31 protein-coding genes are annotated in these 26256 nt (G+C 71.2%); 14 read left to right on the top strand and 17 right to left on the bottom strand.

Features of this window, described 5'->3' with window-relative positions; translation table 11 throughout:
- Positions 1-91: 91 nt before the first annotated feature.
- Positions 92-1219 carry a helix-turn-helix domain-containing protein gene (locus tag E0504_RS22785; protein WP_165938585.1) on the top strand — a complete coding sequence of 376 codons (1128 nt, stop codon included), beginning with the start codon at positions 92-94 and terminating at the stop codon, positions 1217-1219.
- 284 nt (positions 1220-1503) lie between these two features.
- Here the strand turns inward: E0504_RS22785 and E0504_RS22780 are convergent, their stop codons facing one another.
- The 5 genes from E0504_RS22780 to E0504_RS22760 form a co-directional block, all read right to left on the bottom strand.
- On the bottom strand, positions 1504-1764 hold the full coding sequence (locus E0504_RS22780; RefSeq protein WP_243657585.1) for a hypothetical protein: 261 nt from the start codon (positions 1762-1764) through the stop codon (positions 1504-1506).
- Positions 1765-1901: 137 nt separating this feature from the next.
- Positions 1902-2138, bottom strand: coding sequence for a hypothetical protein (locus E0504_RS22775; RefSeq protein ID WP_131625848.1), 237 nt, complete (start codon positions 2136-2138; stop codon positions 1902-1904).
- A gap of 692 nt (positions 2139-2830) precedes the next feature.
- Positions 2831-3151, bottom strand: coding sequence for a hypothetical protein (locus tag E0504_RS22770; RefSeq protein WP_131625847.1), 321 nt, complete (start codon positions 3149-3151; stop codon positions 2831-2833).
- Positions 3152-3224: 73 nt separating this feature from the next.
- A complete protein-coding gene (gene fxlM, locus E0504_RS22765; protein ID WP_243657584.1) occupies positions 3225-4427 on the bottom strand; it encodes a methyltransferase, FxLD system in 1203 nt (400 codons plus the stop codon).
- Positions 4427-4651: a DUF397 domain-containing protein gene (locus E0504_RS22760; RefSeq protein ID WP_243657583.1), complete on the bottom strand. Its 225-nt coding sequence runs from the start codon at positions 4649-4651 to the stop codon at positions 4427-4429. The genes fxlM and E0504_RS22760 overlap by 1 nt, the downstream gene beginning before the upstream one ends.
- A gap of 300 nt (positions 4652-4951) precedes the next feature.
- Between E0504_RS22760 and E0504_RS22755 the strand changes: the two genes are divergently transcribed.
- Together E0504_RS22755 and E0504_RS22750 are read left to right on the top strand one after the other, a co-directional pair.
- Complete coding sequence (locus tag E0504_RS22755) at positions 4952-6160, top strand: helix-turn-helix domain-containing protein (protein ID WP_165938584.1); 1209 nt, start codon at positions 4952-4954, stop codon at positions 6158-6160.
- Positions 6157-6714 carry a flavoprotein gene (locus E0504_RS22750; protein ID WP_131625844.1) on the top strand — a complete coding sequence of 186 codons (558 nt, stop codon included), beginning with the start codon at positions 6157-6159 and terminating at the stop codon, positions 6712-6714. Before E0504_RS22755 ends, E0504_RS22750 begins: the two co-directional genes overlap by 4 nt.
- Positions 6715-6813: 99 nt before the next feature.
- Here E0504_RS22750 and E0504_RS50480 read toward each other — a convergent pair whose 3' ends face one another.
- Positions 6814-8157, bottom strand: a complete 1344-nt coding sequence (locus E0504_RS50480) for a hypothetical protein (RefSeq protein ID WP_165938583.1) — start codon at positions 8155-8157, stop codon at positions 6814-6816.
- 727 nt (positions 8158-8884) lie between these two features.
- On the opposite strand from E0504_RS50480, the gene E0504_RS50475 reads away from it, so the two are divergent.
- From E0504_RS50475 to E0504_RS22725, 4 genes are all read left to right on the top strand, one after another.
- Positions 8885-9034 carry a hypothetical protein gene (locus E0504_RS50475; protein ID WP_165938582.1) on the top strand — a complete coding sequence of 50 codons (150 nt, stop codon included), beginning with the start codon at positions 8885-8887 and terminating at the stop codon, positions 9032-9034.
- Positions 9035-9111: 77 nt separating this feature from the next.
- Positions 9112-10611: an MBL fold metallo-hydrolase gene (locus E0504_RS22735; protein ID WP_165938581.1), complete on the top strand. Its 1500-nt coding sequence runs from the start codon at positions 9112-9114 to the stop codon at positions 10609-10611.
- Positions 10608-11477, top strand: coding sequence for a hypothetical protein (locus tag E0504_RS22730; protein WP_131625840.1), 870 nt, complete (start codon positions 10608-10610; stop codon positions 11475-11477). Before E0504_RS22735 ends, E0504_RS22730 begins: the two co-directional genes overlap by 4 nt.
- A gap of 65 nt (positions 11478-11542) precedes the next feature.
- On the top strand, positions 11543-11899 hold the full coding sequence (locus E0504_RS22725; protein WP_131625839.1) for a VOC family protein: 357 nt from the start codon (positions 11543-11545) through the stop codon (positions 11897-11899).
- 325 nt (positions 11900-12224) lie between these two features.
- On the opposite strand, the gene E0504_RS22720 is transcribed toward E0504_RS22725, so the two are convergent.
- On the bottom strand, positions 12225-12779 hold the full coding sequence (locus E0504_RS22720) for a non-canonical purine NTP pyrophosphatase (RefSeq protein ID WP_131625838.1): 555 nt from the start codon (positions 12777-12779) through the stop codon (positions 12225-12227).
- A 41-nt stretch (positions 12780-12820) separates the two neighbouring features.
- On the opposite strand from E0504_RS22720, the gene E0504_RS53520 reads away from it, so the two are divergent.
- Positions 12821-12952, top strand: a complete 132-nt coding sequence (locus E0504_RS53520; protein WP_285224243.1) for a hypothetical protein — start codon at positions 12821-12823, stop codon at positions 12950-12952.
- 444 nt (positions 12953-13396) lie between these two features.
- Here the strand turns inward: E0504_RS53520 and E0504_RS22715 are convergent, their stop codons facing one another.
- Positions 13397-13615: a hypothetical protein gene (locus tag E0504_RS22715; protein WP_131625837.1), complete on the bottom strand. Its 219-nt coding sequence runs from the start codon at positions 13613-13615 to the stop codon at positions 13397-13399.
- A gap of 517 nt (positions 13616-14132) precedes the next feature.
- Between E0504_RS22715 and E0504_RS51355 the strand changes: the two genes are divergently transcribed.
- Entirely contained in the window at positions 14133-14588 is a 456-nt protein-coding gene (locus E0504_RS51355) for an NUDIX hydrolase (protein ID WP_131625836.1), read from the top strand.
- A gap of 246 nt (positions 14589-14834) precedes the next feature.
- On the opposite strand, the gene E0504_RS22700 is transcribed toward E0504_RS51355, so the two are convergent.
- The 4 genes from E0504_RS22700 to E0504_RS22685 all read right to left on the bottom strand — a co-directional run bounded on the left by E0504_RS22700 (position 14835) and on the right by E0504_RS22685 (position 16880).
- Positions 14835-15041 carry a hypothetical protein gene (locus E0504_RS22700; RefSeq protein WP_243657582.1) on the bottom strand — a complete coding sequence of 69 codons (207 nt, stop codon included), beginning with the start codon at positions 15039-15041 and terminating at the stop codon, positions 14835-14837.
- Between the two features lie 176 nt (positions 15042-15217).
- Positions 15218-15916 (bottom strand): DUF3846 domain-containing protein, encoded by a 699-nt coding sequence (locus E0504_RS22695; RefSeq protein WP_165938579.1) that lies wholly within the window; start codon positions 15914-15916, stop codon positions 15218-15220.
- Positions 15913-16440, bottom strand: coding sequence for a hypothetical protein (locus tag E0504_RS22690; protein ID WP_131625835.1), 528 nt, complete (start codon positions 16438-16440; stop codon positions 15913-15915). The genes E0504_RS22695 and E0504_RS22690 overlap by 4 nt, the downstream gene beginning before the upstream one ends.
- Complete coding sequence (locus E0504_RS22685; protein ID WP_131625834.1) at positions 16437-16880, bottom strand: hypothetical protein; 444 nt, start codon at positions 16878-16880, stop codon at positions 16437-16439. Before E0504_RS22685 ends, E0504_RS22690 begins: the two co-directional genes overlap by 4 nt.
- Positions 16881-17196: 316 nt before the next feature.
- On the opposite strand from E0504_RS22685, the gene E0504_RS22680 reads away from it, so the two are divergent.
- The 5 genes from E0504_RS22680 to E0504_RS22660 all read left to right on the top strand — a co-directional run bounded on the left by E0504_RS22680 (position 17197) and on the right by E0504_RS22660 (position 22061).
- Positions 17197-18600: a MarR family transcriptional regulator gene (locus E0504_RS22680; protein ID WP_131625833.1), complete on the top strand. Its 1404-nt coding sequence runs from the start codon at positions 17197-17199 to the stop codon at positions 18598-18600.
- Positions 18601-18693: 93 nt separating this feature from the next.
- Complete coding sequence (locus E0504_RS22675; protein WP_131625832.1) at positions 18694-19125, top strand: hypothetical protein; 432 nt, start codon at positions 18694-18696, stop codon at positions 19123-19125.
- A gap of 44 nt (positions 19126-19169) precedes the next feature.
- Positions 19170-20009, top strand: a complete 840-nt coding sequence (locus tag E0504_RS22670) for a DNA-processing protein DprA (RefSeq protein ID WP_131625831.1) — start codon at positions 19170-19172, stop codon at positions 20007-20009.
- A gap of 112 nt (positions 20010-20121) precedes the next feature.
- The gene (locus tag E0504_RS22665; protein ID WP_131625830.1) at positions 20122-21027 is read left to right on the top strand and encodes a DNA-processing protein DprA; all 906 of its coding nucleotides are present in this window, start codon (positions 20122-20124) and stop codon (positions 21025-21027) included.
- Between the two features lie 47 nt (positions 21028-21074).
- Positions 21075-22061, top strand: coding sequence for a DUF3560 domain-containing protein (locus tag E0504_RS22660; RefSeq protein ID WP_131625829.1), 987 nt, complete (start codon positions 21075-21077; stop codon positions 22059-22061).
- Between the two features lie 84 nt (positions 22062-22145).
- Here E0504_RS22660 and E0504_RS22655 read toward each other — a convergent pair whose 3' ends face one another.
- The 5 genes from E0504_RS22655 to E0504_RS22635 form a co-directional block, all read right to left on the bottom strand.
- On the bottom strand, positions 22146-22994 hold the full coding sequence (locus tag E0504_RS22655; RefSeq protein ID WP_131625828.1) for a DNA-processing protein DprA: 849 nt from the start codon (positions 22992-22994) through the stop codon (positions 22146-22148).
- Between the two features lie 163 nt (positions 22995-23157).
- The gene (locus tag E0504_RS22650) at positions 23158-23982 is read right to left on the bottom strand and encodes a DNA-processing protein DprA (protein WP_165938578.1); all 825 of its coding nucleotides are present in this window, start codon (positions 23980-23982) and stop codon (positions 23158-23160) included.
- A 93-nt stretch (positions 23983-24075) separates the two neighbouring features.
- Complete coding sequence (locus E0504_RS22645) at positions 24076-24444, bottom strand: hypothetical protein (protein WP_131625826.1); 369 nt, start codon at positions 24442-24444, stop codon at positions 24076-24078.
- A gap of 388 nt (positions 24445-24832) precedes the next feature.
- On the bottom strand, positions 24833-25069 hold the full coding sequence (locus E0504_RS22640) for a hypothetical protein (RefSeq protein ID WP_131625825.1): 237 nt from the start codon (positions 25067-25069) through the stop codon (positions 24833-24835).
- Entirely contained in the window at positions 25032-25886 is an 855-nt protein-coding gene (locus E0504_RS22635) for a hypothetical protein (RefSeq protein ID WP_131625824.1), read from the bottom strand. Before E0504_RS22635 ends, E0504_RS22640 begins: the two co-directional genes overlap by 38 nt.
- Between the last annotated feature and the right edge of the window lie 370 nt (positions 25887-26256).

Genomic DNA, 26256 nt, shown 5'->3' with positions numbered 1-26256 from the left:
TGCCCTTCGCCGCGGCCCCCGGACGTTCGCCTCATGGAGGTGCACGCAACGGACCTTCTATTTGCTTGTAAGCAAGGTGTACGGAGGCGGTGTGAGAATCTCCGAGCTGGGATTCAACAACCTCGACGACTTCTCCGAACAGGTCTGGCGGACCGTGGCACGCCACCCCTACTGCAACGTCGACATGCTCGCCGAATGGCTCGACCGCCCCGAACCCATCGTCGAAGCAGAAATCGACCGCCTCGTCGAGGCCGGACTCCTGCGCCAGGTCGGCCGCCAGTGGGAACCCCAGGACCCCGTCAAAGTCCTCCAGGCCCGCCACGCCGAACAAGAGGCCGCCCTGAGCGCCGCACGCGCCACGATGGCCGACGAACGGGCCCGGCTCTACCGATCCGGCCTCTTCGGGGACTACGTCACCGGCCGGCAACGAACCGGGACCAGCGCCGGGATCCACCTCCTCACCCGCGACGAGATCTTCGGCCGGATGGCCGAGCTCACCGCGCAGAGCACCACCAGCCTGCGTTTCCTCCAGAACGGGCCGCCACCGCCCGGCCTCGGCGGCAACGTCCCCGACCTCCTGGCCACCGCTGCCGCCCGCGGCGTCACGATCACCAGCGTGTGGGCGTCACCCGCGCTCACCGCGGCCCAACGCCGCCAACCCACCCGGCGCCTACCCCCCATGGGACACATCCGCATCGCCCCCGCCGTGCCCATGCGGACCATGATCTGGGACACCACCGCCGCGCTCATCCCCGTCCGCGACGACGACCTCGACGAAGGCGGACTCGTCACCGTCGCCCCCACCCTCATCCGCGCCGTCACCGAAATGGTCACCCGGATCGAACAGACCATCCCCGCGCAACGACACCCCGCCGTAGCCGAGGAACCCGCAACCATCCGCCGCCAACGAGCACTCCTACTCCTCCTCGACCGCGGCCTCGACTACACCCGCGCCGCCCGCGAACTCGGCGTCTCCGACCGCACCATCAAACGCGACGTCGCCGACCTCTGCCACCGCCTCGGCGTCACCACCCCCTTCCAACTCGGCGCCGCCGCAGCCCACGCCGGCTACCTCCCCCACCACCCCACCACCCCCCGGAGAACAGAACCCCCGATCACAACAGCAGTGAACTCCGACGCCAGCCAGGGCCCAGCAACGCCCGGCAGCCCGCAGAGCCCTCGGGATAGACGCCAGCCACGGCCGGCGGTGGATACATAACCCTGGGGTCTGCTACGTAATCCTGAAGTCTGCACGGATGATCATTACGTAGAACCGCTGCCGGCCGGTCCGTAAGCGCGCCCCATCCCCGCGTCATCGGCCAGGGTCCGCAGGCGCGTACCCGAGCCGTCTCGACGTCCCCGGCGATGATCTCTTTGGCCACGACGACATCCGCGACCAGACGGATCATCCGACCCGCCATCCACCATCCCAAACAACCCCGCTCGTAGAACAGCCGGGCTTTAGCCGCGCCTACTACCTGCCCCCCAGGGAAAGCCCCGGGGTTAGAAACCGTCGGGCGACGGCCCGTCCGATCCGCCGCGCAACGTCGCGATCGCCCGCTGAAGTGCTACGACGAGATCCTCAACCTCGTCAGCCGTGAGTCCTTCACGGTCGGGATCATCAACCTCTCCACTTCCAAAAGTGATCACAGGAGGGTACACGGTGGCATGGGTCACATATTGTTCGATCCTCACCGCGAGCTCCAGTATGTCCGCCCGCATCCCATCGATCTCAGGAAGATCAATCAGGGCGACCTCGGCCATGTGATAGTCCCCGAGACCGTCAGGCTCAGGGCGCAGGTGCCCCGCCGGCTCCTGACACCACGACGGACAGGAACGATAAAGATCATCGCCGTTCACAGCACGCATAGCGTCCCGCCCTTCCCCCCCCCCGCAGCCGGTCAGGCGGCCTTCTTCAGGCCCATCCGTGTCGCCACATCATCAACATCTCGTGGATCAACCCTCCACCCCAGCCGGGTCCACCGAGCAGAGAGATAGCAGCCCGCGATCCAATCGATGATGGTCGACGGCGATGTTCCCACGCGCCTCGCAGCCATATCCAAACCGATCATCGCCATCCCCGGCACCGCCATATCCTCGACGTTTTTCTCCGTAGGACGATGCTGCAGCGAGACCACCGAATCGTCGAGCCGTCACGACGATGATTGTCGTAACGTTCACGGACATTGTCCCAGTATTGCGCCGGGCCAACCAGCCCGTTACCCAACCCCCACCCAGGCATCGACGAACCAACGACGACAGGCCCCCTGACACGCGGGACAGGCAACACCGACGACACACCAGCGCACGCCTGACCTGGCATGGGAACCCGACCGAGGCTTACTCCGGCCAAGAGCGAAGCGCGCGGGGCGGGCCGCGCTCCGCATCCCAACCCGCCCCGACACCATCACACTGCCTCTCCCCGAAAGGGCGTCGCAGACCACCCACCCTGGACCAGCGCACCACACTCGGCGGCGTCCAATTCCGGGCCGCCGACCCGCCTACCGCGGTGCCGTCACCAAACCGGCACAGATAGCGAGAAGAACACGGCACGATCGGCGGGGCTTCGACGAGAGCCCTCGGACCCGCCGGGAAACCGGGCCTCCTGGGACTGGCCCCGGCCCGCCCGGATGAGGTGACGGATCAGGCACCCTCACCCAGCATTCAGGGACCACCCCGGCTCTTCCGGCGAGAGACCGCGCGAAAACCGCCGGCTCACCCACCCGCGGAAGGACCGGGCCGCCAGTACAACCCCGCAGGTGGTGGACCCGGACGCGGGTTCGCAGCCACCGACCCTGGTATCAGCACCCGCAGAGTCGCCGGCGGCAGGTCACCAGACATCGATGGGTGCCACGGTGTAACCAGACAGCACGCAGGAACGGGCGTACAGGTCGGCGGCCCTCGGGTCCGGGAAGCAGGCGAGGACCCCGATGGGCCGCTCAGTCGCATTCAGCGCCACCACCGCCCAGTCACTGCCCTGCGCCGGCCCGGCCGGGACCACCACGAAGTCCAGGCCGGGCTGCGCGCAGGCCCAGCCCTCGGCGAGCTGCGGGGCAGCGAACCCGACCACCACCCGCACCGCCCGATCATGCGCATCAAGGGTGACGACACCCCACCGGATAGCGGGAGTCTCGGATGGCGCGGAGCTCACGGCGGGGTCTCCCAGAGGCGATGGTCGTGCGGCGGCAAAGCAGGCGGGACGGGACGGGAGGACGGCGCAGCCCTCAATCCCAGGTGATCATTATCTGTGCGGAAGGGGTGTCGATCAGCCGGCCCGGCGGTAGGGACTCCCAGGCGATGGTGGAGGGGTAGACCCGGATCGTGGGATCCGGCCCGCCACGGCGTTGGGCGTCCCAGATCTGGACGTCGTAGGCAAGGATGTCCCCGAGCCGGAAGCGGTCCGGGCCCCAGGCGATGACACTGACGTCGAGGTCCGCGCCGTTCACCGTGTCAGCGGCGGGATAGGTGAGGGAGGCGAGACTGTCGTCGGACCACACCGCCGACACGCCCCCCGGGACCGTCGGCGCGAGCGGGGTCTGCTGGTCGGCGATCTGTTCGGCGTACACCCGGCCGTAGGTCGTTCGCACGGTCGCCAGCCACAGCTCCAGGCTCGCCAGCAGACCGCCGCCAGGTGGCAGCGTCACACCGGTGCTGAGCACGTGACGCGGCCCGAGCAGCGCGTCGCGCAGCGCGTCGGCGTCGACGTCCTGGGCCACGGTGGCCTCAAGGCGGACCCCGGCCGCGAGGATGGCCGTGGCACGCCGCCGGGCGCCCGCGCCGTGCATCCGCGGAAAGGTGCACGGCCGTATCGACTCCGAGACCAGGATCTCCCCGACCCGACAGAACCCGACCGACCGCGACAAGCCCCGGATCTGCAACGGAAGCACGATCCGCCCCCCATCAACAAGCTGGTCGATGTACGCGGGCGGGATGTCCGTCGCCTTGGCCGTCACGAGGATCCGGTCGAAAGGGGCCCGCAACGGGAAACCGAAATACCCGTTGCTGACCAGCACCGCGACGCCGGTGTACCCCGCCGCGTTCAGGCAGGTGCGAGCCCGGTGGACCGCATCCTGATCGAGGTCGATCATCACCACCGACCCCGCCGACCCGACCAGCTCGGCGAGCAGCCCGGCGGCGTACCCATCGCAGCCCACCTGCAGGATCCGCTGGCCGGGTTCGACCCGCAACTGCTCCACCATCACCGCAGCCACCGACGGCCGCAGCGCCGTACGAACCGCGCTCCCGTCGAACGCCCGTTTCGTGACCACAGAGCTGTCCTCGTACGCCACCTCGGCCGAGATGTCAGGAAAGAACAGGTGCCGCGGCACCGTACGCAGCGCCGCCTCAACCCTGGCGGACACCGACTCGACGGCCAGGATCCGCTCGACCATCGCCGCGCGCCGCCACGACGCCTCCCCGGCGGCCATCACCGCACCCCAGAGATCAGGTCGTCGTACTCGCCACGCTGCGCCGCCCGGACAAAGTCCGCGAACACGCCCGGGGTGGTCCGCACTTCGCGGCCCAGACTCGACCGGATCAACACCCGGTGGCCATCCCGCGCGACCTCGACCGCATCGACGACCTTGGAATTGAGCTGAGACGGCCGTCGCCAGTACACGGGAGCGGGCAGAGCGGAAGGGAAGGCAGGCACAGGGTCCTCGAAGCTGGATGGTGGTTGTGGAGCCCGCCAAGCCCGAACCGTGTTCGGTACCGGCCCGGACCCGGCGGGAGAACAGATAAGGGGCCACGAGAAACGTGCGGTCCCTCGGCAGAACGTAGAAGACCGCCCCAGCGCCTCAGCTGGACAAAATGTGGGAGTCCAGAACCACTCAAGATCGTTCGAGTGCGGTCGTGGGATCTCCCCACCCGGGATGGCGACCACCCCTATACGATGGGTAACCAGTCATCGTGTTCAGGTCCGGCCCCACGCGCCTCTCCGCTCGAGGAACCCATGGACAGCCGTGCTATCGGACGCCGCGTCCGCTACTGGCGTACCCGGCGAAACCTGTCCCGCGCCCAGTTCGCGGACCGCTGCGACCGCTCCGTGAGCTGGGTAGACAAGATCGAGGCCGGGGAACGTACCCTCGTGCGTTTACCCATGCTGGAACGGGTAGCCGCCGCCTTGGACATCTCCGTGGCCGCCCTCACCGAGGACGACACCGCCGAACGCGCGACCCAATGCCTCGACGCGGTGGAAGTCCAGGCCCTGCGTACAGCACTGGGTTCCTACGACACCATCCTCGGCAGGCGGACAGGCCAGGATCCGGACCTGACCCGGCTGCGCGCACAGGTCGACCACGCCTGCTCCGCCTGGCTGTCGTCGCACTTCGCCGTCATGGGCCGTGTCCTACCCGACCTGATGAGGCAGGCCCAAACCGCCGTCCACGCCCTCGACGGTGAGCCTCGTCTGGAAGCCACCCGTCACCTGGTCATGACCTACCGGCTGGCCTCCTCCACGCTGCTGAAGTTCGAGACGACCGACGTGGCCTGGCTTGCCGCGGACCGGGCGATCACCCTCGCCACCCAGTCGGACGACCTCATCTGCCTGGCACGGGCCACCCGCAGCGTCGCTCGCGCCATGGCCCAGGCCGGCCAGCTCCGCACCGCCCTCGACATCCTGATCACGATGGCGGACCGGATGGAGCCGGATCTGGCGGGCGACCCGGAGCTGGTGTCGCTGTACGGCATGCTGCTCCTGCCCGCCGAGATCGCCGCCGCCAGCGACGGTGACGCCCCCACCGCCACCGCCCTGCACGAGCAGGCCGACGCCGTCGCCCGCACGCTGGGGCCGGACTATGCCCACCGCACCACCGCGTTCGGCGTGACGAACGTCGCCCTGCACCGTCTGGCCGCCCTCGTCCGCCTCCACGACGGCGCCGCCGCGCTCACCTACGCCCGCAGCATCAACCCCGAAGCCCTCGCCGTCCTGCCCCGGGAACGCAAGGCCAATTTCCTGCTGGACCTGGCCGAGGCCCACCGCCAAACCGGTAACACCCAGGACGCCGGCCGGGTCCTCCTCCAAGCCGATCGTGTCGCCCCCGAAGAGGTGCGATGCCGACCCGTGGCACGCCAGCTCCTCGGCCAGCTCCTGGGACAGCCCGGAGCACCGCCGCTCCCACAGCTTCGTCAACTGGCCCTGCGTATCGGGCTCCCCGCGTGAACCCACCGAACCGGGTGCTCTACGTCGTCGTCTGCGGGGCCGGGCCCGCCGGGAACGTCGGCCGGCTGGTGGACCTGGCCCACACCCGCGGCTGGCAGGTCCAACTCATCGCCACCGACACGGCCCGCGACCATTTCCTCGACATACCGGCGTTGGAAACGCTGACCGGTCGCCCCGTCCGCAGCACCTACCGCCCCCAAGGCGAACCCGCAAAGGTTCCTCACGCCGACGCCGTCATCGTCGCCCCCGCCACCTACAACACCATCAACAAGTGGGCAGCCGGCATCGCCGACACCTACCCCCTCAGCGTCCTCGCCGAACTGACCGGGCTCGGCGTTCCCATCGCTGTCCTGCCGTTCGTCAACCAGGCATTCGCCGCCAACCGTGTCTTCACCCGCAGCGTCGAAAACCTCCGAGCCGCCGGGATCACCGTCCTCCTCGGCCCCGGTGCCTTCGAACCCCATCCCCCACGTGCCGGCGCGGACAAGACAGCTACCTACCCCTGGCACCTGGCACTCGACGCCGTCGCAGAGCAGACAGCACGTCGCCGGTAGACCCGCTGGTGGATCACGTCCCTGGAACAACCCGCATGCTGCCCGGATGCGCGCGTCCAGGCGGCCCCCGGCCGGGATCGGATGGCCGGAGGCGGCGCGTTAGACGTCGGCTATGCGGCCGGTGAGTTCCAGCACTGCGGGCTCGTCGCGGGCTATGCGTGTCAGAGGCACGAGGACGTGCTGACGGAGGCGGTCCGCGACCACAGCGTTGGGGCATGCGCCGAGGACCGCGACTGCGTGTAGCCCTGCCTCTGCTGCGGCAGCCGGGGCTGGACGGTCCCCGGCGAGGTGTCCTCGGGCGACCGCCACGTGGGCGAGACCGATGCCTTGCAGGTCGTTCCCGAACGTCGCAGCCGCCCGGGTGCCGTGGGTGATCGCCAGTCGGCCCTGGTCGGGGATGTGGGAGTACGTGATCGCCGTGTAGAGATCTTCTTCCGCGTCGTTCCAGGTGAGCGCCGGACCAGCGAGAGCTGCATGCATCCCCGCCCGCATCTCGCCGACCGCCTGGTCTGCCCGCTGCGGGTCACCATTGGCGGCAGCGGCCTGCGCTTCGTAGGCGGCGAGCCGCGCCCGCTGCGCGGGATGAGATCGCGGCCGGGCGCGGGCGGCGATGTCGGCGGCCTGGGCGTACTGGCCGTCGTTGAAAGCCACGCACGATTGGATGCCGGCGACCCGTCCGGTAAGCAGTGGATCATCGACGGCGGCGGCGTGTCTTTCGGCGAGTGCGGCGAATCGAGCGGCCACGGCGAGGTTTCCGCCGAACCGGGTCACGGTGGCCAGCCCGGCGGCGAGCTGGCCGGCGAGGAGAACGAGTTGATGGGTGTAGCCGGGATGCACCCGGCGCGCCAGCATCGTCTCCACGGTCTGCCACGCCTCGAAAGCATCGGGGAAGAGGTCCGCGGGAGGAAGCGACCACAGGTTCTGCTCAAGGTGAGCCAGCGCGGTACGGCAGTCGGCAAGCGCCATGGTCGCAGGCTGCGCCTGGTCGAGCTGCGCACCCACGTCCCCGGTTGCCGCGAACACCGCCGCGGCGGTGAACCCGCCGCCGAGCTCGAACAACTCGCGTCGATCCGTCGCTCTCACCTCCCCTGCCCTACTGTCCACTGTCGCTGATCTGGCTGGCGGGAGTCCACCCGCGGGCGGCTGCAGGCCAATCCGGATCGCGGTGTCTTCCATCATGGCGTCTCGCCACAACGCGACCAGCTCGCCTTGCGCGGCCAGCGCCCGGTCCAACGCCTCGACCGTCTCCCTGCTGGGAAGCGAGGTTGCTTTACCCCCTCGCGTTCCGAGCACGGCGGCGCGGACGGTGCCCCGGTCGATCTGGTTCCACTCGTCCGGGCTCATCGTCCGCGCGAGTTTGGACATGTCGGCCTGCCGTGCGTTCACCAGCGCCTGGGCACGGCCGTAGTACCGGTGACGGGCAGGTCGGGCATCAGTCTGCACGGGCAGCTCCCCTCGGCCCCGCTCTGCGGGTGGGCGGGAACGGTCCCACCCACCCGGGCGGGACAGTTCCCAACCTGTCGCATGTCTGTCACGCAGTGTGTCATGTCCTGTGTGCGGCGGAAACATTCCGGATTTCCCCACGGACCAGCAGAGGAGCGGACGTGACCAGCATGGAAGCGTCCGGCGGGTCCGTCGGCCGGATGCCCGCCGCGCGGGCCACCCCTGCCCTGACCCGTCGTCGCCCAAGGACGCGCGACGTTCTGGCGTCGGGTGGGACCTGGTGGCCGGGGCGGGGAGGGAGCCGGTCCTCGCGACCATCCACAACGCTCCCTCCCCGCCTCTCCCAGTGCGGATCCCACACGCGAGCGGGCCGGTCGCAGCCGGCGCTCCGGCGCTCCAAGACCGGGTGTGCGCCCCGTCGACGACAGCGGGCCGGTCCTCGGACGGGGCTGTGTCGGTGGTCGTGCTCGACGCCGGCAGTGACCCTCTACCGCCGTGCTCGGCTTCCCTTCGCTGGAGGCCGCCGACGCCTACACCATGTTCGATCCGAACATCACCCTGGGCCACGATCCCCGAGCGGATCCCCAGGGCCTGAGACGGGGGCCTTCCAGTCTCGAGAAAGCCCCTGCACCCCGCCCCGGCGCCACAGCTACGCACCCGCCGGCGGGGTGCGCTTTCCCGCAGGGTGGCAACGGGCCGCCCTGGGTCGATCTGAAGGAGCGTGCTCATGAGCACCAGCACCTCGCCCGCCGTCGTGGTGGGCACCGTCGCGCCGGCCGCGCTGACCGTGGCGGCTGTTCAGGCGTTCCAGCGGCGCGTCGCCGCGTTCGCCCGCACCGGCGCGACGAACACCGCCCTGGTCGCCTACCACCGGTAGGCCCCGCAATCCCGGGGCGGGGGCCGCGCATGACCCCCGCCCCGGCCCGCCCCTCAACTACCGCAGGGAGCCCTGGAATGCCACACGCCGCACCTGCCGGGCCTACCGAGCTGACGTTCCTCGGTCACCAGAGCTGGCATATCCGCTCCGGTGACAGTGTTGTGCTCATCGACCCGATCCTGACCCGCGCGTTCGGCGCGGGCGCCGTCGACTTCCCGATCTGGCCACCGCGCACCGTCGACCACGAGGCGATGCCCGCCCCCGACGCGGTCGTCCTGACACACGAGCACCTGGACCATCTGCACTTCGCGTCACTGGACCTGCTCGACCGGTCGGTCCCGATCCACACCGGCACCACCCTGCCCGCCGCAGTCGTCGACGCGCTGAGCGCGCTCGGGTTCACCGTCCGCCGCCACGACCACCTCACACCGATCCTCATCGGTGGCTTGGAGGTGTACCTGTTCCCGGCGGGGGCGCGCACCCTGTTCTGGGAATCTCGGGTGGTGCAGCCGGTTGTCCGCACGGCCGGGTCCGACCGGGATGTGTTCATCGGTGTCGACGCCGACGTGTCCGACCTGTACCTGGAACAGGTGCACGCCGGGCAGATGCCGGCGCCGTACCTGGCGATCGTGTCCAACAACACCCAGTCCGTGCCCTTCGGTGCGCTCGGCGCGGACGTCAACCTTCTCCCCGGGCTCGACCGGCCCCGCACCCGCACCACCGGCATTCAGGCCCTGCACACCCTGCTGATCGACTATCTGGAACCGCTCGACGGCGTCAGCGAGGTCGCGCTGTGCGGAAACGGGTTCACCGCACCCCGCAGCCCCCACGGCCCGTTCCTCTACGCCGACCATCGGGCGCTCGCCGAGCACGCGAACGCGCTGCAACACCTCTTCCGCGTCCACGGCCCCCGCCCCGGCGACCAGCTCCTTCTCCCTGCCCGGGGGCCCATCGCCACCGACACCGCCGGCTGGGTCAGCCTCGACGCCACCGCCGAACAGGCCGGGCTCGATGCCCTCGACGCCTTCACCACCAACCCGTGGCCGGTCGACCCGGCCCCCGTCGGGCCAATGCTCGACCCCGACGCGTGGACGGTGGCCGAACGGCTGGTCTACGGCGAATTACCACGCCTGGCCCGGCATCTGATCGCGACCCGTACCGGGGCGCTCGCCTGCTCCCTGCACGACTACCTGACCGGCCCGCTCGACGGCCAGCGGCTCGTACTGCGGCTGCTGGCCCCACCCGGCGAGCCTGGACGGATCCTGTCGTTCGCGTGGGACATCACCGGGCCCGCTTTCGTCCCGGTCGGCACAACCAGCCGCGGTGAAGCCATGGCCCGCTACCCGTTCGGTATCGAGCTCTTCTACCAGGATCTCGTCGCACTGTTCACCGGGCAGGTGCAGATCTGGGACATCATCGGCGGCTCCTACCAGGGCTGGCACGTCGGCGAACGCCTCGACTCCCCGGTATACGCCCTGTTCGCCGTCTACGGAGAGCACCAGCGCCCGGACCTGGCCGCACGCTGCTACGCCGAAAGCCTCGCCCGCCTCGACCCCACAACCGCGAGCATCCGATGAGCACCATCACGGCCGGCCCCCTCGCCGGCGCGGCCCGGCCCCGGCCCGACGGATGGCTCACCGAACCGCTCACCGAGGACCAGACCGCCGCCACCGCGCAGGCCAGCGCGATCCTCCAACGGCACTACCCCGAGGTCGCAGCGCCCGTGCGGTGCCTGACCGCGCGCTACCGGTCCGCGGTGTTCACCGTCGGCAACCCGCCGCAGGCCGTCCTCAAGCGGCACGCGGACACGGCGGCGTATCTCGGCGAACGCCTCGCCTACGACCTCCTCGCCGCCGACCAGGTACTCCCGGGCCTGCAGGCAAGCTGCGACAGGTCCCGAACCTTGCTCGTGGACTACCTGCCCGACACCGCGGACCTCACCGACCGCGACACCTTCGACGACCTGATCGCGCTCGTAGCGCGGGTCCACACCGCCTCCGCACGATGGCCGCGCTCCCTGGGGGAACCCATGACGCCCTGGCGGATCGACGCAGCGCTGCTCGCAGATCCGGCATGGGTCGACGACGCACAGGCATGGCGGGACATGCTGCGCCTCGTCAACGCCGCGCACGGACCAGCACACCTGCCCCTGGGCAACCTGGACCTGCACCGCGATCACGTACGCTGCCGGGACGACGGCCGGCTCGCCCTCGTCGACGTCGAGACCCTCCGCCCGGACGTCACCGGCCTGCCCGACGTCGTCACCCTCGCCTACCTCGCCGGCGAGATCGGTCATACGCGGCCGGGACCATGGGTACGGGCCCGCTACCTCCGCCACCTCCACCACACAGGGGTGACCTGGACGGACCGGGACCTACTCACCGCGCTCACCTGCTTCGCGACCGCAACCGGCCTGGAGTCGCTGCACGGCCTCGACCGATGAGGCCACGGGGACACCCGCGGACTGGATAACCTCGCCAGATCAACCCCTGGTGGGAGGGCTCTGTCGTGTTCGGACCGCCGACCACCGTCATGACCTTCGCGGACGATCCGGAGACCTCCGCGCGTTGGTGGGCCGGGATCCTCGACGTCGAGGTGCACCTCGACATCGACGGCGGCTCGGTCTACGCCTGGCTGAACGTGGCCGGCGTCGAACTCGGATTCCATCAGGCCGACGACGCCCGGAACCCGCGCGGTGGATCGCCCGTCGTGTACTGGGCCGTCACCGACCTCGACGCCGTCCGCGGGCAACTCCTCAACGCCGGCTGCCGCCACCACCGCGGACCGCTCACCGTCACCGAGGGCCGGCGCATCTGCCAGATCATCGACCCCTTCGGAACCGTCATCGGCCTCGAAGGACCCTAGATGATCGACTCATTAGGGTCAGTGTCCACAGGCGGTCAGCGAACGCAGGACAGGCTGTCCGGTGTGGTCGTTACGCCAGCTCGCGGCGGTCAGCGCGAGGATTCACCGCATGACGCGGGCGACGACTGGCCCCGCCGAGCGTGCACCCTCGGTGCTATTCGGGATCGAATCGGCCTTGAAGGTCTCATTGACCGACTCGATGATCTGCCGCAATGCCTTGCCCCGGGCCGCTCCGGCTCGCCCTTGCGGGCCACCCGCAGCAACCGGGCGTCCTATGTGAACGACTTGTCCGGTTTCTCGTCGTAGACGACGAGAAACCGGGCGCTCAGGTGGCGGGTAGTCCGAGATCCTTACGGAGGGCATCAGCGGCCAGCCAGCGGTGGGAGACCCTGTTCTTGTCCGCGCTCGGCATCTCCGCGAAGGTCAGCGCGCTGCCAGCCGGCGCGAAAATGGAGTCGTAGCCGAAACCGCCGCTACCACGCGGCTCGGTGGTCAGCACCCCATGAAGGGTGCCGGTGACAACCCGAACGCCGGCAGCGTCGGCGTAGCCGAGCGCGGTCGTCACGACGGCGCTGCGGTCGACCACACCTGCCGCCATGGCGAGGAGACCCTCGGTACCAACGCTGTCGAGGAACCACGCGACGAGGGCACCCGGGAGGCCGTTCCAGGCGTTCAAGGCCAGGCCGGTGTCATCGACGAGCACCGGGCGTCGCAGCTTCGAGTAGGCATCCTCGGCTTTACGCTTCACCACCGTCACGACGTCGAGGGACTGGATCTCGACGAGGCCCTCCGCTATCGCCGTAACCTCCACGCCCAGGAGGGCGGCGTACTCGCGAGCTTTGCCCGCGTTCCCGGTGATGAGCGAGACACGGTCAATCATGTATTCCTACCTCCATTAACAGAATCGACGACGACAGCTTTGTGGACTCCACCGAGCTGGCCTCGCTGTTCAGTGAGGTCACCGACCTGCTCAGCGAGCGCGAGGAGCTACTCGGCCGACTGCACGCCGCGGGCATCACCGTCACCAACGCCCGCATCGCCGCGCACGGGTGACATACGACGGCCCCGGCGCCCGGAACAGCGGCCACGTGCAAGCACAAGGCGGGGAGTAGGTCCAGGCATCCGACACCCATGGAATATCCCCGCGCGGCGGGGAGAAGAGGGATCATCCCACAGCGCGGGTGTACGCCTCAATGGCGGCCCGGCTCCACCTCAGCGTTCGTCCGACGTACCGGGCCGGTCCCGCCCGCCGGGAGGGCGGGCCCGGTAATTGTCCAAGGCGCGCACGGTGATCGGCCGTCCGCCGGTGCATCACCTCAACCATCTGCGAGCGGGTGATCAGATCGGCCACAGCGTCGTGCGCGGCCGGGCTCGACTACCACGATCGGCGCGTCGTCGTTCGCATCGGCCACCTCCGCGACGATCATCGCGGGGATTGAGAGTCGTACCCGTGGGGGCGGGTCGGCGCCCGGTACGACCGTGGTCATGTGTAGCGCGTCAGAGGTGCCGGTGCCGTTCCGCGGCCCGCACCAGCGCCGTAGGCACCGCCAGGCATGACTCCCGGCCCAGCGCCCAGGAGTGCTCAGCCACAGCGTCACCGAGATCCCCGCAGTCCCCGGCCACCGCAGCCCATACCTCGCCGGCGCCGGCGTGTTCCGCCACCCAGCGCGCCGGCTCCTCCGGGAGTGTGAGGTCCTGGACATCCGCGAGGGGCACGCTCATCTCCGGTGGGAGACCACAGGCCCTCCTCGCCGACGAGTGTGGTCCTCGCTCGCCGCAGGTCCAGGTCGTTCGTCCTCGCTTCGCTACGGGCGCTCCACCTGGACCTGCGACTTCGTCGAGGACGAGATCGGCAGCTACGAGGAGGCCGGAGACCCCTGCCGTGGGTGTGGCACCGCGGGGTGGGGCCACAACTCGTCGGAACTCACTTCTCGATCAAGAGGGGTGGAGCCAACTCTCGTCGGTAGATGGGGCCAGAAGAAGAATCCCGTAAGAACCAGTTGTCCTGCGCCGTCGAAGTCGGCCCGTTGTCATTGAATCCGGCCCCTTGGGTATTCGTGCCACTGAAGCTGGCCCGGCCGAAAGGAAGATGGACACCGCCCGGCCCTCGCCGTTCTTGTCCGTCCGGTTCGGTGGCACGTCTCGGGGGCTCACGCCAGCGGCGTCCCGCACAGCCTTGTCACGTTCGGTAGATACTGGCGGCGTGGTCGGTCGGGATCTCGAGCCCCTCGCCATGGATGACGACGGGAACATCCTGGTGGCGTTCCACCTGGCCGGAGACGATGTCGGCGTCCGCGACGCTCCGCTGACCGTCTCGCTGGTCGCACTCTGGCACGACGGCTGCATGCTGCTGGTGTTCAACCGACAGCGCGGGTGCTGGGAACTGCCAGGCGGCATGATCGACCCTGGCGAAACACCCCGGCAGGCAGCCATACGCGAGCTGCGCGAGGAATCCGGCTACACGGTCGATGATCTGACCTTCGCTGGCTTCGCGCGGTTCGCGCTCGGCCCCGAGCAACGTGCCGAGTACGCGGCGATCTACGCCGGGCGAGCGACACCGGGCAACGCCTTCGCCCCGAACGACGAGATCACCGCGATCGCTTGGTGGAATGGCGCCTCACCGCTCGCCGGCCGGGTCCAACCGCTCGACGTCTGTCTGGGACAGCTGGCCCAAGCAGCGCTGCACTAACCACCCCGGGCTTCGGCCAGTCAATCAAGCCCGCCCTGGTCAGGGACCTGCAGCTCGGCCGGTTTCGCTGTCAACGGACACCAGTGGGGCGGGTCGCCCGTCGTGTACTGGGCCGTTACCAGCCTCGACGCCGCCCGCGGACAGCTCCTCGACGCCGGCTGCCCCCGCTGCGGACCGCTCACCGTCACGCAGGGCCGGCGCATCTGCCCGGGGTCAGCGTTCCGTGCGGCAGCCGTGCGGGTTTGTCTACGGCGTGTCCGGGTTGTCGGCGAGGAGGTACTCCGCGATTTCGGCGGCGATCTCCTGGGTGGTCTGGCGCTGCTCGGTGCGCTTGACGTGCCGTTTGTAGCCGAGCCGTCCCTGGTGCGCGGTCTCGGAGCAGCAGGCGGCCCGGCAGCAGGACTGCCCACCGAAGCCGCGGATGTAGAAGGCCTTGCGGCCGAGCATCTTCATGGTTCAAGTCCTCCTGGTGCGGCGTGGCGGACCGGGCCGGGCCGCACGAGGGCCAGCCAGCGCCCGCGACGGTGAACAGGGCGGGCTGGTGGTGGGGCTCGGAGCCGGGGAGGGAGTGTCGCGGTGTGCGTGGACCACCGGCGGCCCCGGTCTCCCGGGGCCGCCGGTGCCCGGGGCTATCGGGTGGGTGTGGGTTCGAGGGTGGTGCCGTCGGGGTGCTCGGCGTACACGCCGTCATCTCCTTCGGCGGTCGCGGCGTCGACGGCGGCCTGTGCCTGCTCGCGGGTCTGGCGGACGGCGTAGGGGTCGACGCGGTCTCCCCACACGGTCCACACCGCCTCACCGCCGGTGGTGGAACGAGCCGTGGGCTGCCTGGCGGCGGTGGCTATGGGGACCGCGCGGACGGCGAAGCGCTTCCCGGGCTCGTACTCGGTGAGAAGCCCGGCCTTCTCCCAGACGGCGGTGTAGGCGGCGAGCAGGCCGGGATAGGTCCCGTTGTCTGCCCAGTCCCCGCCGTTCGGGCGCGCCTGCAGCCGGATCCACTCGGCGGTGAGGAGCGCGACGAGGGTGTCGGGGACGTCGGTGTCCAGCCCGTCGGTGTCGACGGGGCCGGTGAGGTAGACGTCACCGGCGATCTGCAGGTCCCAGGTGAACCTGGGGGCGTGGAACGCGGCGAGGGCGGTCGCGCGCTCGTTGAACGGCAGGCGCTGCCCGAGGCCGTCCTCGTTCGCCCACAGCGACCCGGCGGAAGCGAGAGGGACGCGTTCGATCGAACCCCCGACGAGGGTCTGGAATCCGCGCAGGTCCGTCGGGCTCATCTGGGTGAGGGCATGTGGGGCCGCCGGGTCGGCGGGCACCGTCAACACTTGGATCATGACCGGTTTCCTTTTCTGTCTGACGTGGCGGGTGAGGCGCCGAGGATGCGGATGAGGGGCATGGCGTCGTCCGGAATTCCCCGGACGGCGTTGCAGGTATGGGCGTAGGCGTGTTCGAAGCCGTCGTAGCGACGCCCTCGGGTCCACTTCTGGGCGTCGGGCTGTTTCGTCTGGACGCGGAACATGCGGTTTCTGAGAAGGCTGACGAGTTCGTTGGGGACGTCGGTGTCCCGTCCTTCGGTGGTGGTGGGGCCGGTGAGGAGCGCATCGCCGCGCAGGATGGTCCGTGGTAGCCGGGAAGGGCGGGTGTGGAAAGCGGCGAGCGCGGTGGCGCGCATGTTGCACGGCCCCGGGAACCGGGCATCGGCGGCGGGAAGATACAGGCTGCTTTCCGGGTCGGTGAGGCTCACCGGGTGCAGGAGGCCACCGACGAGCTTTTCCATCGCGGGTATATCGGTGGGATCGAGTCGGTGCTGGCGTGTCAGGCGGGTCGAGTCCGCCGGAATCACCAGAACGGTGATCATGAGTGTGGCTGTGCGGTCGGGTCGCCGGCCGGTGGGGTGTCGCCGTCGGACAGGTACGTGAGGTAGGGCCAGCCCTCGGCCCCGAGCCAGCCAGAGGCGTCGCGGGCGGCGTCGCAGGAGAGCCCGACACCGACGGTGAGGGGAACGGCGGCCCAGACCGACCAGGTACCGGTGTTGCCCTGCGGGACGGGGACGGGTGTGAACGCGGCCAGGACCGCCATGATGATCAGCTCGCGTGGTACGCCGGGGCCGTAGGCGCACGCCCAGTCGATGAGCCTGCGCCCGAGTGAGGTGTAGCGGCGGACGTACAGGTGTCCGCCGTTGTTCTCGACCTCGACGTGGGCGTGCCGGTAGACATCCGGGCTGCTACTGGTCCGCGTGAATCCGTGGCTCTCGAGGAAAGCCTCGAGGTCGAAAGGCGGATCCAGCCGTGGATCCATTCGCGTGTTCGGCGTCGGTTTCATGGGCAGCCGTTTCTGTGCGGGGCGTGAAGGGGCGCGCGGGCGCCTACTCCACGCGGGGGGATGAGGGGAACGCGCCCGGGTGGCCTGCACGCCTGGTGTGGCGGTTAATCCCGGGGGTGCCAGGCACCGTAACTTGATCAGATTCGGTTCAGCAACGGGTTCCGCGCATCCCATGGGCAGTGATTCATGTCACTGGGTATGGCCGGTGGATACGGCTGGCTGAATGCGTTCGGATCGAGATACAGCTGTTCACGTACCCGGAAAACGCACCCGACAATGGGGGTTGTGAACAATGGTCGACGAGAACATATCCGCCGCTGATCCGGACACCGCACGTGTCCTGGAAATCCTACGGAATCATGAGGGGCCCGCGACGCTGGCGGAGATACGGGTCGCGGCTGGGATGACGGTCGGGCAGCTGCGGCCGGTGTTGGACCAGATGGTGGACGCGGGACTGATCGTGGCGTCGCGGCGGTCCGGGGTCCGGGGGGCGCCCGCGCAGTGGGAGCCGATCCCCACCCCGGACGACATGCCTGCCCCGGACGACACGCCCGCACCGGACAGCACCGCGCTCACCGAGCCACCGGCCGGCAGCGACACACCCGCCGACAGCCAGGGCGACGGCGACCCGCCGGTGATCACCGAGGCCGGCGGGGCGCCGGACACCTCGCCGGAGCCAGTAACCGCCCCCGACCTGGAGACCATCCCGCCACCCGACGCAGCGCCCGACTCGGCACCCGAACCGTCCACCGCTACCGCCGACCATGCCCAGGCCGCTGACGCCGACGTGAAAACGGAACAGCCGGGAGAAACAGAGCAGGACACGGCCCCGGTGCAGGCCTGCGACCCCGGTGAGGACCCGGCCGAGTCGGCCGAGTCGGGCGGCGCGGTGGGCACGGCGACGGCGCAGGAAGGCCCCGCCGCCGAGGGCGGTGTCCCGACCGTGCAGGAACCGCCCGCGACGCCCCCCACCGACGCCGAGGCAGACAGCGGCCCGGAAGCGGACACCGAGACAGCGCCGGACGTCCCCAGCGCGGACCCGCCGGTCCAGAACCCCTCAGCCGACCCGGGCGAGGATCTCGGCGCCGTGACGCCGACGGAGGCCGTGAGTGAACCCGCACGGCGATCAGCACCCGGCGCGGATCCCGCCGCGCTGCCCGCGCCGCCTGTCGATGCGATGCCCGACGCGGGCACCGCAACCGCACCCGGAGACGGGCTGACCCACCCCGCTCCGACCCCCGCCCCCGCCCCGGCTTCGGCTTCGGCTTCGGCTGGTCGGGGTGTCCCGGCGGGTGGGGTGGGGTGCGCGGCGTGGTCCTGCCCGGCGTCGCACTGCCCGGTGCGGGCCGGTGTGGCACCCCCGCCCCGGCCGGTACGACGCCGCACCCCGAAGGCTCCGGCGTCGGCTGCGGGGCGGACGGTGAACACCGACGGGCAACCCCGCCTGCAGGCCGGCGCGCTCACCGCGATGGTCCTGGACGTGCTCGCCGCACACGCGGACGTCGCGATGAGCGTGACCGAGATCAGCCGGGAAATCCCGGGCCGTTCGTCGGGAGCGATCAACGCGGCCGGCCTGGCGATGGCGCGCCGGGGCGAGGTCACCCTCCTCCCGGGCCGGCCGAAGCGTTTCCAGATCACGCCCACCGGTCGCGCGCTCACCTCCGCCGCCGCTGCCGGCGCGTCGACCGGCAGCTAAGGCCACCGCATTCGGCTCGGACTCGCACCCAGGCCGTGGGCGGCTTTCCCGCGGCCTGGGAACTCCGAAAACCCTCACCGTAAAGGGAATCTGATGGCCCGTTTCTCCGACAGCCGGGTGGACGCCCGGCTGAACGCGGACGGCACGTTCACCCTCACCGTGCACCCGACCGCGCCCCGCGACGCGATCCTGCACGGTCTGCTCACCCTCCCCGCCGACACCGTCTTCACCACCACCCCCGCGTCCCGCAGCGCCCCGGCCGTACTCCTGTTCACCCCCCGCAAGGGGAACAGCGGGCCCGCCACCGGCGGATGGGTCCCCCCGGTCCCGCCCGCCCACGACCCCGGTGGGGCAGGGCGCGATGCGGTGCAGGCCGCGTTCACGACCCTGCTCGCCGCCACGGTCCTCGACCTCCCCGGCATCACAGACCATCCCGAGGCCTCGACGTTGCACACCGCGCTCGGCCGGCTCCTGCGCAGCGGCCCCGACGACCCGCCGCCGTGGCGTTCCCCCCGCACCCCCTGACCCCCTGGCCGTGCACCCACCCCGCCCCGGTGTGAAGGATTCCGATGCCTGGCTCTGACGATGACCCCCGGCACGCCCGCGCCGCCCTGACCGCCCTGCCCTCACACACCCCTGTCTCCGACGGCCCGGACCGTACCGATCCGGTCGAGGTCTGGGCGCGTCTCGCCCCGCACCACCCGGGTATCGATCCGGCCCGGCTTCTCGACGCCGCGTCGGCGGACGGGTGGCGGCTGCTGATCCCGGGCGATCCCGGCTGGCCGGCTGTCCTCGAGGACGCCGCCGGTGCTCCGGTGGGGCTGTGGGTACGCGGCAGCGGTGACCTGCCCACGCTCACCCGCCGATCCGTGACGGTCGTCGGTGCCGTGGCCGGCACCGACTACGGGACACAGATCACCCGCGACCTGGTGTGGGACCTCACCACCCCCCTTGCCGCCAGACCTGTCACCGTGGCCGTCGGCGGCCTCATGGGCGGTATCGACGCCACTGCCCTGTGGGTCGCTGTGGCGCACCGCCGCGCCGTCGCGGTCCTGTCCTCCTCGCGGGCGGTCACCCGCTACACCCGGAACCTGTTCACGGACGTCGCCGACGGCGGAACGGTCGTCTGCCTGGCCCCACCCGGCACGTCACCCACCCTCGGCCACCACACCGCCCGCATCCGGCTGTTGGCAGCGCTCACCCGCGCCACCGTCCTGATCGAGTCCGGCCTCGTGGGTGACGCGTTCAAGACCGCTCGTACCGCCCACCTGTACCGCCGCCCGGTCCTGGTCGTACCGGGCCCGATCACCTCCCGTCTCAGCGCCGGCCCGCATGCCCTGCTCCGCGACGGCACCGCCCGGCTGATCACCAGCGCCGCCGAGGTGTTCACGGTCCTCGACCGCAGCTGACCCGTCCGAGAAAGGGCGGGGCCGCAGGCATCCCGCGTGCACCACCGCGGCCCCGCCCTTTTCGCCGGCCTGCCCGACCGCAGACCAGCCCCCGACGTCGAAAAGGACCGTTGTGACTGACCCGCTCCGCCGTGCCTGCGCCGCGTTGACCTCCCTGCCCCCGACCCGCACCCGTGCCGAGGCGGTCCGTCGCCACGGCGCGGTCGCGGTGTGGGACCGGCTCGCCGGCTACCACCCCGACCTCGACCCCGACCGCGTCCTGGAGCACGCCACCGGGATCGGGTGGCGGCTGCTCATCCCCGGCGACCCCGACTGGCCCGCCACCCTCGATGGTCCCGGCGGGCCGGTCGGGCTGTGGGTGTCCGGCGAGGGGAACCCACGCAGCCTGCTGTCCCGGGCGGTGACCATCCTGAGCGCCAAGGCAGGCAGCGCCTACGGCCGCACGGTCGCCGTCGACCTCGCCCATGACCTGACAACACCTGCCCCGGGCGGCGCTGTCACGATCGTCGCCTTCGCCGGCGAGAGCATCGCGCAGACCGCCGCGCTCGCCTCCGCCGCCCGCGCGCATACCGCCGTCGCCGTCCTCGACACCCCCACCCGCATCGACACCCACGACCGCCACCTGCTGCGCGATGTCACGGCCCCCGGCACGCTGCTGGGCGCGGTCGCGGCCCGCGGCGCGGTGGTCAGCCCGACTGCCCCCGGCGCCCTCACCATCCCGCAGCGGGTCCGGGCCCGCATCGACCTGCTCGCCGCCCTCGCCCCCGCCACCTTGTTGATCGAGGCTGGCGCGAACGACGAGGTGCCGCTCGCGGTCGCGTTCGCCGCCCACTTCCGCCTACGCCGGCCCGTCTTCGCCGTGCCAGGGCCGATCACCAGCCCACTCAGCGCCGGTCCGCTCACCCTCCTGCGTGACGGCGCCGCCCGCATCGCCACCAGCGGCGACGACCTGCGCCCCGCCCTCACCCCCAATTGCCACCAGCCCGGCGACGCCCCACCCCCGCCAGGCCCGCGGTGACACCCACCCCCGCCGACATCCACCCCCGCCGGGAAAGGCCACGCCCCATGCACGAGACCGCGCCCCCACCCGACGACGCCGCACGGGCGCCGCTGGCGATCCGCCACGACCGGGAAACCGGCACGCTGCTGGACGGCATCCGCCGGGAGGACCGTCGGGTCCTGTCGCCGATCTTCACCCGGTATCGGGTCCGCTGGTCCGACCTCATCGGCGAGGAAGGCTCCTGGTACCTGCGTGGCAGCCGAGGCCGCGCCGCGGACACCTTCCGGATCAACGAGCTGGCCGGCGCGCTGCGCGCCGCCGGCTTCCCCGTCACGGTCAGCATCGACGACACACCGATCACCGACATCGCCACGTGGGAAGCGGCCCGGATCGGGCGGGCCGACGACCGCGCCACCCACCACACCGACGCCGCCGGCCGTGCGACAGCCCGCGCCGACGCCCGGCGCAACGCCGCCGACGCGCTGCGCGGCGCCATCCCGCTGGGGCAGCCTGTCCTGCCCGGTCACCACTCCGCACCCGGCCACCGGCGCGATCTGGCGCGCGCCGACCGGCACGACGACGCCGCCACGGATGCCACCGCCACCGCCGGCTACCACGCGGATAAAGCCGCCGCCGCGGCCCGCTACGCGCAAAGCCGCCTCGACGTCCCGGCTGCGCTGCGCCGCCTCAAGACCCTGGAAGCGGCGCAGCGTGTGGACACCCGCGCCCTGCGCGCAGCGGAACGCCGGGCCGCCGACGGCGGCCCCGCCCCGCACCCCCGCTGGAAGGCCCGCATCGAGGCGGACCTCCTCCAGCGCGCCGCCGAGATCGACTACTGGACCCGGTACGTCGCCGAGGAGGAAGCCGCCGGGGTGAAGGTCTGGCGGCCCGGCGACTTCCAGGCCGGCGACGTGGTGAAGGCGTCGTTGGGGGGCTGGCACACAATTCTGCGCGTCAACGCCCGTTCCCTGACGATCCCCCACTGGGACCTGGAAGGGGAGACCTGGCGGCTCACTTACGACAAGGTCTGCGACCACCGGCCCCGCCGCTGACGCCTCACGTCCACGCCGATGGCCCGCCTCCCCGGGTTCCGGGGAGGCGGGCCATCGGCGAGGGGCGGGCCGTCCCGCCCGAGGCTAGCCGGTGGGTAGCCGTGCGGTGATGTCGTCCACGGTGACGGCGGGGATGGCGAGGCCGCCGTGCAGAAGCTGGTGGCAGCCTCCATGGTGGCGGGCGGTCAGCCGATGACCGGCCGGGACCGCCATCACGAGCCGGCCCCGGCCGTGGGCGGCCCGTGCGAGCGTCATCGCCTGCCCCGCTGTTTCCGCTTCGACGACCAGCAGCGCCGGGCTCAACGCGCCGAGCAGCGTCATCCGTGTGGCGAGCCGGCGGCCCGGCTCCCCGGTGCCGGGCGGCGCCGGTGCCAGCGGCGGGGTGACGCTGAGCACGACACCTCGGCTGGCTACCACGCCGAGAAGCGAGCCGTAGCGGGCGAGGCAGGCGGGCGCCGACGAGGTGAGCAGGGCGATCGTCGGGCCATGGGGTGCGGCGCCGACCAACGCCCGGAGTCCGATCCCCGCCGACACGGCCGCGGTCACGGTGACCGGGGGTGCGGCCGTGACCAGCCCGCAGGTGAGGCGCCGGGCGTGGTCCACACCATGCGCGCTCGGGCTACGGGTGCCGGTGACGGTGACCGACCGGGCCGTCAGGGCAGCCAGGTGGCCGTCGCCGCGCGCCCACAGGGCGATCGGCATGCCCCGCGCCGGGGCGAGGGCGGCGGGCCATTCATCGTCCCCCGGGCAGAGCAGCCGCCAGCCGGCGGCCGTATGGGCGGCGAGCAGGTCGTCGGGGTCGACGTCCGACCCGGCGGACAGGGGCCGCCGTACGGCGTCGGCGCCGCCGGTGTGTACGGCGGTGTCACGAACCCGGTCGGGGGGAAGCAGGGTCAGCGCGGCGCGGGCACGGCGCTCGAGAGATATCGGCATCGGCCGAGGTCCCTTCAGGTGACGGACGGGATGACCTCGCCGGCCCTCCCGTGGGGGGCCCGGTGGTGGCCTGGGGTTGGTCCTGCAGCGCCGGCTACGGGGCCGGCTGGCCCCCGGTCCGCGACGACGGACCGGGGGCCGGGGGTACGGCGGACGCGCCGCGTCAGGCTGCGGGCAGGTGGCTGGTGATGGCGGTGGCCGTGGTGACGGGGATGGCGACGGCGCCGCGTAGAAGCTGGCCACAGCCGCTGTAGCGGCGCAGATCGGCGTGCTCCTCGGGGGGTACCGCCATCACCATGCGGCCCTGACGGTGGGCGACCCGCGCGGCATCCATCACCGAGCCGGTCTCCTCCGCCTCGACGACCAGCAACGCCGACGCCAGCGCCGCGAGTAGCGCCGTGCGCATGACCAGGCGACGCTGCGGTGCATCGTGCGCCGAGGGCCCCAGCGGTGGAGCGTCGCTCAGCGCGACGCCATGGGCCATGACCATCTCGAGGAGCCCGGGGTGACGGGACAGAGAGGTCGGTGCCAGGACGGCCACGGTGGGTCCGTCGGGCGCCGCGGCGGCCAAGGCCTGCACCCCGACCCCCGACCCCGCCGTCGCCATCACGGTGACCGGTGGTGTGGCCGTGACGACGCCGTGCGCGAGCAGGCCGGTGTGGCGCGCGCCGTGCGGGCTCGGCGCGCGGGTACCGGTGACCGCGACGGACCGGGCTGTGAGACGGGTGAGGTGGCCGTTGCCGCGCGCCCAGAGGGCCACCGGGGCGAGCCCGGACCGAGTGAGGGCGGTGGGCCATTCGTCGTCCCCGGGGCACAGCAGCCGCCAGCCGGCGGCCGTATGGGCGGCGAGCAGGTCGTCGGGATCGATGTCCAGTCGGGTGCGAAGGTCCCGCACGCCAGCCTCGGCGCCGCCGGCGTGTAGGGCGATGTCGCGAGGAAACAGGGTCAGTACCGCGCGGGCGCAGCGCTCGGCGGGCGAAACAGGCATGACAGCGCCTTTCATGAGGAGGCGGAACAGGGGGGATCACCCCGGGGGTGGTGCACCCGGCGTTCGGGCGCACCACCCCCGGGGCGGGCACGGTCAGACGGACGCGTCGACCGGCCGCGGGTCGGTGTCAACGGGGCGGGAGGCTCCCTCAGGTGTGGCGGGCGCCGGCTGGAGCGCGGCCCACGGGAAATGCAGGCTCAGCGGCGTGCCGGCCGGGACCGTGCGCGGCTGGGACACCAGGTGGTCCGCGCGCCACGACGCGACACAGCCGGGGCAGATCGTGCTCGCGTGAGGACCGTCGTAGTCGACCGTGTCGAGCGGCCAGTCCGTGGGCGCCGCCTCCGGGCACCCGTCCGGGAAGAACGGGACCAGATCGGCGGCGTTGAGGGTCGGGTTGTCGGGATGGCCGCCGGCGTCGCGTAGCTGGGTCAGGACACGGCTGGTGACATCGGAAACATGCATCGGGAAGCTCCGTTTCACGGTGGGTGGTGGTTTTCCGGTACCCCGGCGCACGCCGGGGACTATCGGAATACGCGCCGCGCGTATCGGACCGAACGATCGGATAGCGGCGCGCGATGGAATCGTAGCTCGATATGCCGGCGCGGTAAACAAATTTCGCATCCCATTTCGGGAACATGAAAGGTGCGCGTTCGAGGATTCTTTGGTCCTACCGCGGCGGCTTTCACTTCGGGTGTTCGAATGTGTATCGAGAACACGCCCCGGGAAGGGCTGTGCTTTAGAGTTCTTCTGCGGCGGTGCCGGGCGGTGGGACCCGCCGGTCCGCGCCAGGCGAGACGTGGAAGACAGGTACGGTTCGACCCTGGGGGACGCGCTGGGTGCGGCGTGGCGGTTATCCGCCCGCGGCGATGCGGGCGTTGGCGATGGTGACGCCGGCGGCGCGCAGGGAGTCGAGGAGTTCCTCGCGTTCGCGGAGCAGGTCGCCCACCTGACTGAACAGCGAGTCAAGCTCGGTGGAGTCCACGAAGCTGTCGTCGTCGACTCCCTCACGTGACCTGCCCAGCGCGTGGGGCAGGTCGGCGAGCATCAGGTCATGGACGGTCTGCCGGACGTGGGTGTACCGGGCCACGACATCGGCCAGGTTCTCGTCGCCGCTCACCTCCGCCAACAGATCGGACGTGTGCCTGGGGTGCCCTTCTTTCCGGTTCGTCGGACACGAAAGCTGGTGGGGTGCTCGTGCCGCCGGCTTCATGGCCAGGCCTTCCCGCGGACCCGGCGGGGGTCGGCGTGGCCGCAGGCGCGGTGACGGCGACCCGCACCCCCGACGTGACGGCCCCGGCGTCATCCGCTCCGCCGAAGCCGGTGCCGGTGCCGGTGCCGGTGTTTGGGCGCGGGGTGGCCGGTGTGCGGGGTGTGTGTGGCGGGCGGGCCGGTCGGTGTCGCCGGAACCGCGTCCAGGGCAGGGTGGGTGCCGGGCGGGTGGGGGGCGGGTACCAGGCCGGATCCGGGGTCAGGTCGCCGGAGTTCAGCCGGGCGCAGTCGGCCTGCGCCCGCTGCCATGCCTGCCGGGGGCTGCCGTAGTAGGCCGTGCAGGCGGTGTAGGTGGCGGACGGGGAGGGCGTGGCGTAGTCACGGATCTGGTAGTCACCCAGCCCTTCGATGGCGACCCGGAACCGAGGCGCGGGGAAGCACACGGCCACCTGCTGATAGTCGGCCGGGGTCAGTCGGTGGGGCGCCTTGTCCGCGTCGATCCGCATCAGGACCCGCCTCGGGTAGAGCAGGACCAGGCGGCCGGCGTCGTGCCCGTCAGCGGTCCGCAGGCCCGCGAGGGTCTCCACGCCGTGGTCGTGCTCCGCCGGGCGGGCGGCGGACCGGTCGATCGTCAGGACGGCGCTACCGAGAAGGATGGTCTCGACGTCGCCGCCGGTCGGGGGTGATGTTGTCATTGCGATCTCCCTTTGCTGACGGGTGGGGGCGTACGAGCGCCGGCCCGGCGGTAGGAAAAGGGTGGTGAGGCCTGCATGCCTGTCGAGGACGGCGCACGTGGCACCCGGAAATCCGGCGCGGTGAACCAGCACCCGGTACACGGGCACGGGGAGATGGCCGCTCGAGGAATGCCCCGGGCGGCCTTTCTCTCCGGTGTTATTTCGCCGGCCGCCTCCTCCAGGTCGGGAAACGGGAGGTGCGTGCGCGGGGACGGCGCTCGGCGCTGTCATGGCTGTCTGAGTACCTGTCCTGAATCTTGATGGCTATTAACTCTCCGTGGCCTTCCTGGGGGTCCAGCGTGGGACAGGGGTACCGCGGGCGAGCCGGTGG

The sequence above is a fragment of the Parafrankia sp. BMG5.11 genome, assembly GCF_004337455.1.
Note: the sequence above shows the minus strand (reverse complement) of the source record. Positions and strands in the feature narration are given on the sequence as shown.